Source organism: Microbacterium aquimaris, assembly GCF_039531285.1.
Taxonomy (GTDB): domain Bacteria; phylum Actinomycetota; class Actinomycetes; order Actinomycetales; family Microbacteriaceae; genus Microbacterium; species Microbacterium aquimaris.
Window position 1 is genome coordinate 439,651 of sequence record NZ_BAAAPT010000002.1, and the last position, 12,958, is coordinate 452,608.

Annotated in this window: 14 protein-coding genes and 1 tRNA gene; 3 read left to right on the forward strand and 12 right to left on the reverse strand. The window is 69.5% G+C overall.

Going from position 1 to position 12,958, the window contains the following annotated elements; genetic code table 11:
- The first annotated feature begins 19 nt into the window (after window positions 1–19).
- Together ABD204_RS11625 and ABD204_RS11630 are read left to right on the forward strand one after the other, a co-directional pair.
- The gene (locus tag ABD204_RS11625) at window positions 20–733 is read left to right on the forward strand and encodes an SOS response-associated peptidase (protein ID WP_194424713.1); all 714 of its coding nucleotides are present in this window, start codon (window positions 20–22) and stop codon (window positions 731–733) included.
- Window positions 730–1,590: a 3-methyladenine DNA glycosylase gene (locus ABD204_RS11630; protein WP_194424712.1), complete on the forward strand. Its 861-nt coding sequence runs from the start codon at window positions 730–732 to the stop codon at window positions 1,588–1,590. Before ABD204_RS11625 ends, ABD204_RS11630 begins: the two co-directional genes overlap by 4 nt.
- Window positions 1,591–1,599: 9 nt before the next feature.
- Here the strand turns inward: ABD204_RS11630 and ABD204_RS11635 are convergent, their stop codons facing one another.
- The 11 genes from ABD204_RS11635 to rplU all read right to left on the reverse strand — a co-directional run bounded on the left by ABD204_RS11635 (window position 1,600) and on the right by rplU (window position 9,614).
- Window positions 1,600–2,802 carry a glycoside hydrolase family 3 N-terminal domain-containing protein gene (locus tag ABD204_RS11635; protein ID WP_322597609.1) on the reverse strand — a complete coding sequence of 401 codons (1,203 nt, stop codon included), beginning with the start codon at window positions 2,800–2,802 and terminating at the stop codon, window positions 1,600–1,602.
- 69 nt (window positions 2,803–2,871) lie between these two features.
- Window positions 2,872–2,944, reverse strand: a tRNA-Ala gene (locus ABD204_RS11640).
- Between the two features lie 103 nt (window positions 2,945–3,047).
- Entirely contained in the window at window positions 3,048–3,425 is a 378-nt protein-coding gene (gene rsfS, locus ABD204_RS11645) for a ribosome silencing factor (protein ID WP_194424711.1), read from the reverse strand.
- Window positions 3,425–4,453 carry a hypothetical protein gene (locus ABD204_RS11650; RefSeq protein WP_194424710.1) on the reverse strand — a complete coding sequence of 343 codons (1,029 nt, stop codon included), beginning with the start codon at window positions 4,451–4,453 and terminating at the stop codon, window positions 3,425–3,427. Before ABD204_RS11650 ends, rsfS begins: the two co-directional genes overlap by 1 nt.
- Window positions 4,450–5,046, reverse strand: a complete 597-nt coding sequence (nadD, locus tag ABD204_RS11655) for a nicotinate-nucleotide adenylyltransferase (protein ID WP_194424709.1) — start codon at window positions 5,044–5,046, stop codon at window positions 4,450–4,452. The genes ABD204_RS11650 and nadD overlap by 4 nt, the downstream gene beginning before the upstream one ends.
- A gap of 9 nt (window positions 5,047–5,055) precedes the next feature.
- Complete coding sequence (locus ABD204_RS11660; RefSeq protein WP_194424708.1) at window positions 5,056–5,280, reverse strand: hypothetical protein; 225 nt, start codon at window positions 5,278–5,280, stop codon at window positions 5,056–5,058.
- A 57-nt stretch (window positions 5,281–5,337) separates the two neighbouring features.
- Window positions 5,338–6,600: a glutamate-5-semialdehyde dehydrogenase gene (locus ABD204_RS11665; protein ID WP_409263993.1), complete on the reverse strand. Its 1,263-nt coding sequence runs from the start codon at window positions 6,598–6,600 to the stop codon at window positions 5,338–5,340.
- A 6-nt stretch (window positions 6,601–6,606) separates the two neighbouring features.
- Window positions 6,607–7,440 carry a glutamate 5-kinase gene (proB, locus tag ABD204_RS11670; RefSeq protein ID WP_194424706.1) on the reverse strand — a complete coding sequence of 278 codons (834 nt, stop codon included), beginning with the start codon at window positions 7,438–7,440 and terminating at the stop codon, window positions 6,607–6,609.
- Window positions 7,437–8,945 (reverse strand): GTPase ObgE, encoded by a 1,509-nt coding sequence (gene obgE / locus ABD204_RS11675; RefSeq protein WP_194424705.1) that lies wholly within the window; start codon window positions 8,943–8,945, stop codon window positions 7,437–7,439. Before obgE ends, proB begins: the two co-directional genes overlap by 4 nt.
- A gap of 82 nt (window positions 8,946–9,027) precedes the next feature.
- Window positions 9,028–9,285: a 50S ribosomal protein L27 gene (rpmA, locus tag ABD204_RS11680; protein WP_194424704.1), complete on the reverse strand. Its 258-nt coding sequence runs from the start codon at window positions 9,283–9,285 to the stop codon at window positions 9,028–9,030.
- Window positions 9,286–9,305: 20 nt separating this feature from the next.
- A complete protein-coding gene (gene rplU, locus ABD204_RS11685; RefSeq protein ID WP_194424703.1) occupies window positions 9,306–9,614 on the reverse strand; it encodes a 50S ribosomal protein L21 in 309 nt (102 codons plus the stop codon).
- A 189-nt stretch (window positions 9,615–9,803) separates the two neighbouring features.
- Between rplU and ABD204_RS11690 the strand changes: the two genes are divergently transcribed.
- Window positions 9,804–10,076, forward strand: coding sequence for a DUF4031 domain-containing protein (locus ABD204_RS11690; RefSeq protein ID WP_194424702.1), 273 nt, complete (start codon window positions 9,804–9,806; stop codon window positions 10,074–10,076).
- Between the two features lie 27 nt (window positions 10,077–10,103).
- On the opposite strand, the gene ABD204_RS11695 is transcribed toward ABD204_RS11690, so the two are convergent.
- Window positions 10,104–12,578: an Rne/Rng family ribonuclease gene (locus ABD204_RS11695; RefSeq protein WP_194425020.1), complete on the reverse strand. Its 2,475-nt coding sequence runs from the start codon at window positions 12,576–12,578 to the stop codon at window positions 10,104–10,106.
- Window positions 12,579–12,958: the final 380 nt, after the last annotated feature.

Here is a 12,958-nt window from a genome sequence, read left to right on the forward strand (position 1 = left end):
CGCACGTAGGCTGGTGAACATGTGTGGAAGGTTCGTCGTCGCCAACGTGGGCTCCGAGCTGGTCGGTGTGTTGCGCGTCGATGTGGAAGGCGAGGACCTGCCCGCCCCGTCCTACAACATCGCCCCCACCGATCCGGCCGCCGTCGTGCTCGATTCCGTGAAGACCGAGCCGCCGACGCGCCGTCTCGCCCGTGCACGGTGGGGCCTGGTCCCCGGTTGGGCCAAGGACCCCTCGATCGGTGCCCGCGCGTTCAACGCGCGGTCGGAAGAGCTCGAGGACAAGCCGATGTTCCGCAACGCCCTCCACAAGCGTCGCGCGGTCGTGCCCGTTTCGGGGTACTACGAGTGGCAGAAGACGGCCGACGGGAAGATCCCCCACTACATCCATCCTGTCGACGACGCCCCGCTGTTCTTCGCCGGCCTGTACGAGTGGTGGCGCGATCCCCGCAAAGCCGACGACGATCCGGGCCGGTGGATGCTTAGCTTCACCATCCTCACCCGCGACGCATTCGGACCCCTCGGCTCGATCCACGACCGGATGCCCGTGTTCGTCGACCCGGACCACGCGGACGCGTGGCTCGACCCGACGACCGAGAACGTCCGCGACGTGCTCGACGCCGCCGTCGACGCCGCTCCCGCGGTCGCCGGGACGTTGGAGCTACGCCCCGTGTCGACCGCGGTGGGCAACGTCCGCAACAATCGGCCCGATCTGCTCGATCCGGTCCCGTCGTGACCACCCACACCGTCCTCCGGGCCGAACAGTGGCGCGAGCACGAGGCCCGGCACGTCGCGCTCGCCGACGAGCTGACCGCGACGCACCGGGCGCGGGCGGCCCGCCGCCGCACCCATCCGGTCGAAGACTTCCTGTTCACGTACTACTCGTACAAGCCGTCCGTCCTGCGCCGATGGCACCCCGGCGCAGGCGTCGTGCTCGAGGGCGCGGCGTCGACCCGACGCGCCCAGTGGCGCGGATACGTACCGACCGAACCGGCGGGCGCATTGGTCGTCGATGCCGAGGCCTACCGTGCCACACGGGGCACGATGCTCGCGAACGTCGTCCGGATCCTGGAGTCCACCGCCTCCCGCGCCCCCGCGTTCGGTTGCTTCGGGATGCACGAGTGGGCGATGGTCTACCGGACACCGCGACCCCGACACGACCTCCCCCTGCGCCTCGGCGCGTCCGGTACCGACGCGGTCGTGGAAGGCCACGACCTGCGCTGTACGCACTTCGACGCGTTCCGCTTCTTCACTCCGGATGCGGCACCACGCAATCGCGAGGTGCTCTCACGCGACGATCAGGCCGAGCGCGAGCAGCCGGGCTGTCTGCACGCCGGCATGGATCTCTACAAGTGGGCTGTCAAAGGCGGCCCCCTCGTTCCCGGCGACCTGTTGCTGGACACGTTCCACCATGCCCGGGCCATCCGCACGCTCGACATGCAGGCCTCGCCCTACGATCTCCGGGACTGGGGATACCCGCCCGTCGCGGTCGAGACCGCCGAGGGCAAAGCGGAGTACATCAGACGCCAGCGGGCGTTCGCCGAGACCGGCGCGGCTCTCCGGGAGCGCCTGATCGCCGCGCTCACGTCCTGAGCGGGCGTCTCATCGCACCCCCGCGCACTCCTGACAGGGGACGAGTGCCGTGTCCGCCGACGCCAACCGCAGGGCGGTCACGCGCTCGGCCGCCTCAGTCAGGCGGTCGACGGGAAGCGTGCCCTCGTCGACGGCGGCGACGATCCCGTCGACCATCCGCTCGGCGCTGCCCGCGTCGCTGTACAGCACGGTGAGCACGAGATCATTGCCCGCCACCAGCGCGGCCACGCCGTTCGCGACGGGGTCCGCGTACGTCGGGATACCGGAGGCCTGCAGCATCCCGAGGTCGTCGGTGACCGCGACCCCGTCGAAGCCGAGCTCCTCCCGCGCGATGCGGTGCCACTCCGGCGAGAGGGACGCCGGCGCGTCGTCGACTGCCGTGTAGGTGAGGTGTCCGAACATCAACAGCGGCGCTCCGGCGTCGATGCCCGCCACGAACGGGGGCGCGTGGGTTGTCGCCCACTCGTCGTACGGCATTTCGGTCGTCGGGATGCCGGCGTGCGAATCTCCCGCGGCGGCGCCGTGCCCCGGGAAGTGCTTCAACGTCGACGCGGAAAGGCCGTGCTCTGCGCGGACGGCGGCCGCGACGTGATCGGCCGCCGTCGCCGGGTCGGCGCCGAGCGCGCGGCGGTAGATGAACATCCCGCGGTCCGCGGTCACATCGGCGACGATGCCGAAGTTCACGTTGAGGCCGCCGCGGTCCACCAGCGACGCACGCCCCGCGAAGGCGTCCGCCACGTCGGGAGCAGAGGCCTCCTTCAGCACGGGAGCTGCGGGGAAGTCGTCCCAGGGGAGCCGTGACACGTCACCGCCCTCCTGATCGATCGCCAGCAGGGGCGGGAGTTCCTCGTCGACCGTCAGAGCGGCGGCCACCTCACGGAGCGCCGCCTCGTCGGCGGGCACGTTGGCGCCCATGAGGATGAACCCGCCGATCGCGTCTGTCTGCATGTACTCCCGCAACGCCTCGGTGTCCGTGGTCGGAAGATGGCCCATCACCACGCTCGCCGCACGCTCGCGGAGCGTCATCGTCTCGACGAGCGCGGCTGCCGCGTCCTGCAGGTCGCGCTCCCCCGCGGCCACCACGGTCACTGGAGCTCCATCCGGGCCCGAGGACAGGTTCCCCCGCGCCGATGCCGTCGCAGCCGACGTGACGCCGACGACCAGCGCGGCACTCAGCACGGTCGCGACGGCGGTGCGGAGGAGATGGGACACGTGACCACCGTACGCGAGGGCCCCATCGGGGAACGGGAAAAGCCCCCGGTCTCCCGGGGGCTTTCTGTGTGGACCTGAGGGGACTCGAACCCCTGACCCCCTGCATGCCATGCAGGTGCGCTACCAGCTGCGCCACAGGCCCAGATCGTCTTCCGCTCTCGCGGGCAACTCGACAAGCTTACAACACGATCTGCCCGAGTCCGAATTCGGACGCACACCCGGGCGTGGCGTCCGACGGCGTCGGATCAGTCCGCCGAGCGCGCACCGGCGAGCTCGATCGGAACGACCGGGCAGTCCTTCCACAGACGTTCGAGCCCGTAGTAGGACCGCTCCTCCTCGTGGAAGATATGGGCGACGAGATCACCGAAGTCGAGCAGAATCCACCGCGACTCCTGGCGCCCCTCGCGCCGCAGCCGCTTGTGCCCGACCTCGAGCAGCTTCTCTTCGATCTCGTCGGCGATCGCCGCCACGTTGCGCTCACTGCGCCCCGTGACGACGAGGAAGACGTCGACCAGCGGAAGCGGCTCCGAGACGTCGAGTGCGACGAGGTCTTCGCCGCCGGTCGCATCCGCCGCCGCCGCCGCGACCTGGAGCATCTCGCGCGACTGCTCGGTGGCCGGCATCAGATGGTCCCCGTCGCGAAGGCGATGATCAGCACGCCGACCAGCGCGAGCGCCAGGACCCCCGCCGTGATGGCCAGGGTCAGCATCAGCCGACCGCCCTTCTCCGGAGCCGGGGGCTTGATCACGTCGCCCGGGGTCTTGTGGGTGCTGATCGCCGCACTCGCCGCGATCGGGGTCGGCGACGAGTGGGCGGGGAGCTCACCGTCGACGAGGACGGCGTCGACCTCTTTGCCGTCGGCGGCGCCCTTCGCATGCCCGGTCGATCCGTACCCCTCGGGCAGGTCGTACGAGCCGGTCAGGATGACCTCGCCCGTGGAGGCGACCGGCGACGCGAGCGTCGACGGGGTCTGGGACATGATCAGCGCGTTCGGAGTGCTGATCGATCCGCTCGAGGAGCGGGTGAGGAGCTGGTCGAACGAAGCCGGCTCCCCTGCCGCCTCCGCGGTCCCACCGGCCAGCAGTCCTGCGCCGAGTGCGGGGTTGACCACGGGGCGCTCTTCGGTCTCCGCTTCGCGCTCCGCCTCGTCGGCCGCCGCCGCGAGGGCTTCGGCGCCGTCGATGGTCTGCTCGCCGGCGCCGTCCGAGGTCGGCGCGGGACCCGTCTCGGGGTGTTCCTCGGGCGGTGCCGCCACGGGGGCGTCGTCTTCACCGGTCGACGCGGGTCCGGCCGCGGCCGAGGCCTCGGCGGCGTGCTTCGCGGCCACCTCCGGGGTGATCACCGGCACCGACGCGGTGCGGATCTTCTCCTGCTGGCGGGCCTGCCGTCGCGTCAGGGGCGCCTCGCCGAGGTTGACGCTGGCGTCGGGCGCGGGGGCGGGTGCGACCTGCGCGGGCGGCGCCGGTCTCGGCGTGCGCGGAGCGGGCGGCGTGGCGGGCGCTGTGTGCTCGGAGGCGACCTCCTCGGACTCAGGGGCGGCATCGGTGTCGGCGTCCGGGGGTGTCACGACGGGCGTCGAGCCGGTGTTGCGGATCTCACGCAGCTGACGGCGTGTCAGCGGCTTGTCCGCGGGGTGCTCGGGTGTGCTCATTCCATGCTCCGGTAGAGGTGATGCTTCGCAATGTATTGGACAACCCCGTCAGGCACGAGGTACCACACCGGGTGACCCCGATGAACGCGGTCTCGACAGTCCGTCGAGGAGATCGACAGGGCGGGGATCTCCAGTTGGCTGACGTTCTCGGTCGGCAATCCCTCCGTGCTCAGCACGTGGCCGGGACGCGACACCGCGACGAAGTGGGCGAGTTGCCACAGTTCATCATGATCGCGCCAACTGAGAATCTGCGCCACCGCATCGGCACCGCTGATGAAGAACAGCTCCGCATCCGGGCGGTCCCGCCGGAGATCCTTCAGCGTGTCGATCGTGTACGTCGGGCCGGCACGGTCGATGTCGACGCGGCTGACGGTGAAACGGGGATTGGATGCCGTGGCGATGACCGTCATCAGGTAGCGGTGCTCGCTGGGGGTGACGCTCTGTTTCTGCCAGGGGCGCCCGGTGGGGACGAAGACGACCTCATCCAGGTCGAAGGACTGCGCCACTTCACTCGCCGCCACGAGGTGACCGTGGTGGATGGGATCGAAGGTCCCACCCATCACCCCGATCCGGGGGGCTCGCGCCGTGGACATGCAGCGGGCCTAGTGCCCGTGTCCCGCCTTCTGCACGTCGTTCGCGTGGGCCTTCGCGTAGGCCTCCGCCTTGTGGGAGTGGCGGTTGGCCACGTTGCGGTACGACGCCGTCACGAGGGCCAGCAGACCGAAGACGGCCAGGGCCACCGCGCCGTACCAGAAGGTCTCGAGCGCCACGTTCCCGTGATGCTCGGTCTCTTCCGCCGCGAGGAGGAGGATCTCAGCCAGTGTCATTCGTGCTCCGTTCCGGGTCGGACCGGACAGCCCGGTCGCCGTCCAGTCTATTTGGGATCAGCTGCGGACGTGGCCCGCGCCTCGCCCGATCCACTTGATGCTCGTCAGTTCCGGCAGCCCCATCGGGCCGCGCGCGTGGAGTTTCTGCGTCGAGATGCCGACCTCGGCACCGAAGCCGAACTCACCGCCGTCGGTGAAACGCGTCGAGGCGTTGTGCAGGACCGCCGCCGAGTCCACCTCCGCGAGGAAGCGCTCCGCGTTCGCGACGTCTTCGGTGATGATCGACTCTGTGTGGTGCGTGGAGTAGGTGCGGATGTGCGCCAGGGCCGCGTCGAGATCGTCGACGACACGCATCGACAGGTCGAGGCTGAGGTGTTCTGTCGCCCAGTCCTCGTCGGTCGCGGCTACCACGCGCGGGGAAAGCGCGCGGATCGCCTCGTCGCCGTGCACGGTCACGCCGGCGTCCTCGAGCGCGTCGAGCAGGTCGGGAACCAGTCCCAGCGCGTCCCGATGGACCAGCACCGTCTCGACGGCGTTGCACACACTCGGACGCTGTGCCTTCGCGTTGACGACGATCTCCCGCGCCCAATCGGGGCGCGCGGAGGCGTCGATGACGATGTGGACGACCCCGGCCCCGGTCTCGATGACCGGCACGGTCGATTCGGTCACGACCGTCTCGATCAGCTGCGCGCTCCCCCGTGGGACCAAGAGGTCGATCAGGCCCCGCGCGGTCATCAGCTCTCGGGCGCCCTCCCGTCCGAACGCGTCGATGGTCTGGATCGCTTCCGGGTCGATACCCACCTCGTCGAGGGCGCCCCGCATGGCCGCGACCAGCGCGGCGTTGGTAGCCTCGGCCGCCGTCCCGCCACGCAAGACCACCGCGTTGCCGGAGCGCAACGCGAGGGCGGCGATGTCGACCGTCACATTCGGGCGGGCCTCGTAGATGGCCCCGATGACGCCGAACGGTACCGAGACCTTGGTCAGTTCGATCCCGCCACCGATCGTGCGGGTCTCAAGCACGCGACCGACCGGGTCCGGGAGGGCGGCGACGTCACGCACCGCCGAGGCGAGCGCGGCGACCCGCGGTGCGTCCAGGCGGAGACGGTCGCGCAGTCCCTCGGCCAGTCCGTGGCGGACGCCACGGTCGAGGTCTTCGGCATTGGCGGCGACGATCTCATCCGCGGCGCCGTCGATCGCGTCGGCGATGGCGTACAGGGCGCGGGCCTTGGTCGCATCGTCGAGAAGGCCGACGCCACGGCCTGCTTCCTTCGCCAGCCGCATGCGCCCCCGCGCGGAGGTCTCCGTCACGATCGTCATCATCCCAGCCTACTGACTCGACGCCGCACGCACCGTCCCGGTGGCGATCGTCGCCTCCGCGGACGGGTCGGGCTCGAACCAGGTTCCGACCGTTCGCCCTTCGAGGGCCTCGGAGACGAGATCCGCACTGGTGACGAGCACGCCGATGCCCGCCGACGAGGCGAGCTTCGCCGCGGAGGCCTTGGTCGCCGCGCCGCCCGTTCCGACACTGTTGACCACCGTGGCGCCGAACTCGAACTCGTCGAGGTCGTCACCCCATGCGACCCGATCGATCGGCTGCGCGCCCGGTTCACTCGGGGGTCGGGTGTAGAGACACTCGATGTCGCTGAGCAGCACGAGCGCATCGGCGCCGAGCAGCCGTGCCACGAGTGCGGCGAGCCGGTCGTTGTCGCCGAAACGGATCTCGTGTGTGGCGACGGTGTCGTTCTCGTTCACGATCGGGAGGATGCGCAGCCCCAGGAGTCGTTCCATGGCGCGCCGTGCGTTGGAGCGCGGTGTCGCATGCTCCAGGTCGCCCGCCGTCAGAAGCACCTGGCCGGCCACGACGCCGAAGGGACGCAGCGCGTCCTGGTATCGGTAGATGAGCACGTTCTGCCCGACCGCCGCCGCGGCTTGTTGGGTGGCGAGGTCGGAGGGACGCTCGTCCAGCGCGAGGTACGGCATGCCGGTGGCGATCGCCCCCGACGAGACCAGCACGACTTCCGTGCCCCGGGCGTGGGCCTGTGCCAGCGCGTGGACGATCGGCGCGATCTTGTCGCGGTTCTCACCGCTGATCGACGAGGATCCGACCTTCACCACGACACGGCGGGCACCGGCCAGGTCGCCGCGATCGACGATGCTCACGCCTCGTCCTCCTCGTCCCACCCCGCGGTGGCGAGGCGCTCGGCCTCCAGATCGGCGCGGGCTTCGGCTTTGGCGTCCATCCGTTCGCGATACCGTTCGCGGCGCTCGGAGGTCGTCCGCCGCGAACTCGGATCGACACGCGGGTCGGTCCCGCGGGGCGCCGTCATCAGTTCGGCGGCCGAGCTGAGGGAGGGCTGCCAGTCGAACACGACGCCGTCGCCGCCGCCGATGACCACCGTCGCCCCCGGTGTCGCGCCGGCGCGGAACAACTCATCCTCGACACCGAGCTTGTCGAGTCGGTCCGCGAGGAATCCGACCGCCTCCTCGTTGCGGAAGTCGGTCTGCTGAACCCAGCGTTCCGGTTTGGCACCGAGGATGCGATACAGGTTGCCGTAGGTACCGCCCTCGACACGCACGGTGAACTCCTTCTCGGAACCGCGCGGGCGGATGACCACCCGCTCCTGCGGCCCGTCGTCGACCTGGGCGGCACGATGCTCCGCGATGATCTCCCCCAGTGCGAAGGTCAGTTCACGCAGTCCCGCACGCGCGACTGTCGAGATGTCGAACACCGTGAATCCGCGGGCCTCGAGCTCCGGGCGCACCAGATCCGCAAGGTCTTTCGCCTCGGGCACGTCGAGCTTGTTCAGCGCGACAAGCTGCGGGCGCTCGATCAGCGGCACCTGCCCTTCGGTGACCGGGTACGCGGCCAGTTCGGCGAGGATCACGTCGAGGTCACTCAGGGGGTCACGGCCCGGATCCAGGGTCGCGCAGTCCAAGACGTGGACCAGCGCGGTGCACCGCTCGACGTGGCGGAGGAACTCCAACCCCAGTCCACGGCCTTCACTGGCACCCTCGATGAGGCCGGGCACGTCGGCGACCGTGAAGCGGATGTCCCCCGCCTGCACGACGCCGAGGTTCGGATGGAGGGTGGTGAAGGGGTAGTCGGCGATCTTGGGACGCGCGGCCGAGACGGCCGCGATCAGGCTCGACTTCCCGGCCGACGGGAAGCCCACCAACGCGACGTCGGCGACGGTCTTCAGCTCGAGGACGACGTCGCCTTCCCAGCCGAGCGTGCCCAGCAGCGCGAAACCCGGCGCCTTGCGCTTCGGGGACGCCAGCGCGGCGTTGCCCAGTCCGCCGAGTCCGCCCGGGGCGACGACGAAGCGCATGCCCGGGTGGATCATGTCGACGAGGGTCTCACCGTCCGGTGACTTCACGACCGTCCCCACCGGGACGGGCAGCTCGCGATGCTCTCCCGCCGCGCCGGAACGGTTGTCGCCCATCCCGAAGCCGCCGTTGTCGGCGGTGCGGTGCGGTGAGTGGTGGTACGACAGCAACGTCGTCTCCTGCGGATCGGCGACGAGGACGATGTCGCCCCCGTTTCCGCCGTTGCCGCCATCGGGGCCCGCGAGCGGCTTGAACTTCTCGCGACGGACCGAGACGCAGCCGTTGCCGCCCTTTCCTGCGCGCAGGTGAAGGGTCACCCGATCGACGAAGGTGACCATGTTTCTCCCCTTAAGGATCTGGATACAGATGAGGGGCGAGCCGAAGCCCGCCCCTCATCGAAGACTTCTCGCGAGCCTCGGATCACTCCGCCGCTGCGACGATGTTGACGACCTTGCGGCCGCCCTTGTTGCCGAACTCCACCGAGCCGCCGGCCAGGGCGAACAGCGTGTCGTCGCCACCGCGGCCCACGTTGGCGCCGGGGTGGAAGTGGGTGCCGCGCTGGCGGACGATGATCTCGCCGGCGTTGACGACCTGGCCACCGAAGCGCTTCACGCCGAGGCGCTGTGCGTTGGAGTCACGACCGTTTCGGGTGGAGCTTGCGCCCTTCTTGTGTGCCATCTCAGCTTCTCTTCCTGGAGTTACTTGATGCCGGTGATCTTGAGGCGCGTGAGGTCCTGACGGTGCCCCTGACGCTTCTTGTAGCCGGTCTTGTTCTTGAACTTCTGGATCACGATCTTCGGACCGCGCTCCTCGCCGACGACCTCGGCGGTCACGGAGACCTTCGCCAGCTTGTCGGCGTCGGTCGTGACGGCGTCGCCGTCGACGAACAGGACGGCCGGGAGGGTGACCTCGTCGCCGATCTCCGCGGCGAGACGATCGAGAACGACGATCGAGCCGACCTCGACCTTCTCCTGCCGGCCACCGGCGCGCACAACTGCGTAAACCACTTCACACCTTGTTTCGTCTTGGGGAGCGTTCGGCTCCAGTTGTCTTGAAAGACGGGTAACGGTGCGGAAGCCATGCTCTCGGCGTGTCGCCATGAGGCTGCGGCACGCAACGCACCAAAGGGAAACTTTACCGTATGCCCGACCCCCGCGCAAAGCGACCCCGCCGCGGCGCGTCGTAGGATCGTGGTCATGGCCATCCTGATCGACGACCCGCGATGGCCCGCCCATGGTCGCCTGTGGTCACACCTGGTCAGCGACACGAGCCTCGACGAGTTGCACCGGTTCGCCGCCGAACACGGGATCCCCCGCCGCGGCTTCGACCGTGACCACTACGACGTCCCCGATGTGTCGTACGACGACCTCGTGGCCGCGGGGGCCGTGCCCGTCGACGGGCACGAACTCGTACGGCGGCTCATCGCATCGGGACTGCGGGTGACCGCCCGCGAACGCCGGGGCCGATAGCCCCCGCACACGGGCGGTCGCGCGCAGTCAGTCGTCGGTGGGCGTCTCCGGCGTGACGGTACTCACCGGGGTCCCCGTGAGGGCCGCCGTGGTCACCCGTCGACGGCCCCGCCCCTGGCCGGGTGCCTTGGGTTCGGGAAGCGCCTCGAGGACGGAATCCAGCAGGACGTCCTTGTCGGTACGGGGGCCCCGTGCACCCTCGGACTTCTTTCGCCGCGACTTCTTGGGCCGTTCGGACGGTTCGGCCCGCCCAGCGCCCTCGGCGCCCTCGGCGTTCTTCGGGGCGGGCTGACCGTTCTTGGGCTCAGGCAGCACGACGTCGACCTGCACGTCGCCGGACGCCGCCTCCTCGGCTTGGGAGGGATGGATCGTCGACGCGGCGATCTGTGCAAGCGCCGACTTGACCCCTTCGGTGATCGTGTGGGTGCCGCCGGCCGGGGCGCTGTTCGATGCGCCGCCGCCGTTGGAGGACCCCCCGTTGTTGTTGTTCTGGCGCTGGCGCCGACCACCGGAGGAAGATCCCGCCGACCGGTGCTTGACGACGGGGTCGTGGTGCACGATCACGCCACGTCCGGCACAGACCTCGCACGCCTCGCTGAAGGTCTCGAGCAACCCGAGCCCCAGCTTCTTGCGGGTCATCTGCACGAGGCCGAGCGAAGTCACCTCGGCGACCTGATGCTTGGTGCGGTCACGGCTCAGACATTCCACGAGCCGACGCAGCACGAGATCCCGATTGGACTCGAGGACCATGTCGATGAAGTCCACCACGATGATCCCGCCGATGTCGCGCAGCCGCAGTTGACGCACGATCTCTTCGGCCGCCTCGAGGTTGTTCTTGGTGACGGTCTCTTCGAGGTTCCCACCGGAACCGACGAACTTGCCGGTGTTGACGTCGACGACGGTCATCGCTTCGGTGCGGTCGATCACGAGGGAACCACCCGAGGGCAACCACACCTTGCGGTCCAGCGCCTTCTCGATCTGTTCGGTGATCCGGAACTTGTCGAACGGGTCACGTTCGCCGTCGTACGCCTCGACACGTTCGAGCAGATCGGGCGCGACACCCTCGAGGTACGCGGTGATCGTCTGGTGCGCGTCCTCGCCCTGGATGAGCATCTTCGAGAAATCCTCGTTGAAGACATCGCGGACGATCTTCACGAGCAGGTCGGGCTCGGAGTGCAGCAGCGCCGGGGCCTGCTGCGACTGGACCTGGCGACCGATGTGCTCCCACTGCGTGGTGAGACGGTTGACGTCGCGGGTGAGCTGCTCCTCGGTCGCCCCTTCCGCAGCCGTGCGGACGATGACGCCGGAGGATTCGGGGAGGACCTCTTTGAGGATCTTCTTCAGGCGGGCGCGCTCGGTGTCGGGGAGCTTGCGCGAGATGCCGTTCATCGCGCCGCCCGGCACGTAGACCAGATAGCGGCCCGGCAACGAGATCTGGCTCGTCAGACGCGCGCCCTTGTGGCCCACCGGGTCCTTCGTGACCTGCACGAGCACTTTGTCACCCGACTTGAGCGCCAGCTCGATACGGCGGGGCTGATTGCCCGTCTCGACCGCGTCCCAGTCGACTTCACCGGAGTACAGCACCGCGTTGCGTCCGCGACCGATGTCGACGAACGCCGCCTCCATGCTGGGGAGCACGTTCTGCACGCGCCCGAGGTAGACGTTGCCGATGAGCGAGGAGTCCTGGTTGCGGGCGACATAGTGCTCGACGAGGACGTCGTCCTCGAGCACCGCGATCTGCACGCGCCCGTTCTTCGAACGCACGACCATCACACGGTCCACCGCTTCGCGGCGCGCGAGGAATTCGGCCTCGGTGACCACCGCGCGTCGTCGTCCCGCCTCGCGGCCGTCGCGACGACGTTGTTTCTTCGCTTCGAGCCGCGTGGACCCCTTGATCCGCTGGGGTTCGTTGACCACTTCGACGGCTCGCTTGCGACCGGACGATCGCGGCGCCTCGTCGTTCGGGGCGTCGTTCTTCTCGCCCTGACCTCCCGAACCCCCGCGTCGGCGTCCCCGGCGACGCGAACCGCCCGAGGACTGCTCGCGATCCGGCTCCGGCTCACTCTCATCCCGCGCCGGAAGCACCGTGATCTCGGGCGCATAGAAGTGGAGCTGGGTGGACACCGCGGAAACAAACCGCTCCGGCAGAAGGCCGAGACTGACTGCCGTCGGCTTCTCCGGCTCAGCGGGCTTCTCCGGCTCCGCCGTTTCCTCCGGCTCAGCGGGCTTCTCCACCCCGGCCGTTTCCTCCGGCTCGCCGGGCTTCTCCGGCTCCTCCGTCGCGTCGGGCTGCGCAGCCTCCGCCGGCTCGGTCGATCCGCCGGCCTCCGAAAGGTCCTCGGCCTCGTCAGGACGCAGCGGTTCCGCGGCTTCGCCGGTCTGCTCGTCGTCGGACGGTCGCTCCGAGGCGTCGGGACCCGACGCTGCGGCCATATCCGCGGCGGGCTCGTCCTTCGACGGCACGGGACCCTCCGCCTCCGTTTCCGCCGTGGTGGTGGGCATCGCCTCGTCCGTCGGGGATGTCACCCCTGCCTCGGCGGTCTCTACGAGCCGGTCGGCAACGACCCCCGGCTCGGAATGGGCTTCGACGTGTACATCATTTCCATCGGCCATCTCTGGCGTACTCCCCGCGGGTGACACCGCGCGTCACCCGTCGAAATCTCTGGCGTCCCGCTCGTCCTCCGAGGACGAGGCGTTCCGCGAACTCACTCGGTCTGCCGTCGTTCCCGCTCCGGCGGGGCCTGCGGCGGCGATAGGGCGTTCATCGCCCGAAGTCTTCTGTCGATGCCCGTGGCGGCGCGGCCGCCGTGCATCGCCGTTCATTATCGCACTTTCGCCCGGATAATGTGCGAACCGCCCTGCCGGAGTGGCCGGCGCGGCCC

What these genes read in the sequence shown, in the direction of transcription:
- ABD204_RS11625 (WP_194424713.1), top strand. Translation starts at nt 20, where the DNA reads ATGTGTGGAAGGTTCGTCGTCGCCAACGTGGGCTCCGAGCTGGTCGGT.
- ABD204_RS11690 (WP_194424702.1), top strand. Translation starts at nt 9,804, where the DNA reads ATGGCCATCCTGATCGACGACCCGCGATGGCCCGCCCATGGTCGCCTG.
- ABD204_RS11660 (WP_194424708.1), bottom strand. Translation starts at nt 5,280, where the DNA reads ATGACACTGGCTGAGATCCTCCTCCTCGCGGCGGAAGAGACCGAGCAT.
- rsfS (WP_194424711.1), bottom strand. Translation starts at nt 3,425, where the DNA reads ATGCCGGCCACCGAGCAGTCGCGCGAGATGCTCCAGGTCGCGGCGGCG.
- ABD204_RS11695 (WP_194425020.1), bottom strand. Translation starts at nt 12,578, where the DNA reads ATGCCCACCACCACGGCGGAAACGGAGGCGGAGGGTCCCGTGCCGTCG.
- rpmA (WP_194424704.1), bottom strand. Translation starts at nt 9,285, where the DNA reads ATGGCACACAAGAAGGGCGCAAGCTCCACCCGAAACGGTCGTGACTCC.
- ABD204_RS11665 (WP_409263993.1), bottom strand. Translation starts at nt 6,600, where the DNA reads ATGATGACGATCGTGACGGAGACCTCCGCGCGGGGGCGCATGCGGCTG.
- nadD (WP_194424709.1), bottom strand. Translation starts at nt 5,046, where the DNA reads ATGTCCACGGCGCGAGCCCCCCGGATCGGGGTGATGGGTGGGACCTTC.
- ABD204_RS11650 (WP_194424710.1), bottom strand. Translation starts at nt 4,453, where the DNA reads ATGAGCACACCCGAGCACCCCGCGGACAAGCCGCTGACACGCCGTCAG.
- obgE (WP_194424705.1), bottom strand. Translation starts at nt 8,945, where the DNA reads ATGGTCACCTTCGTCGATCGGGTGACCCTTCACCTGCGCGCAGGAAAG.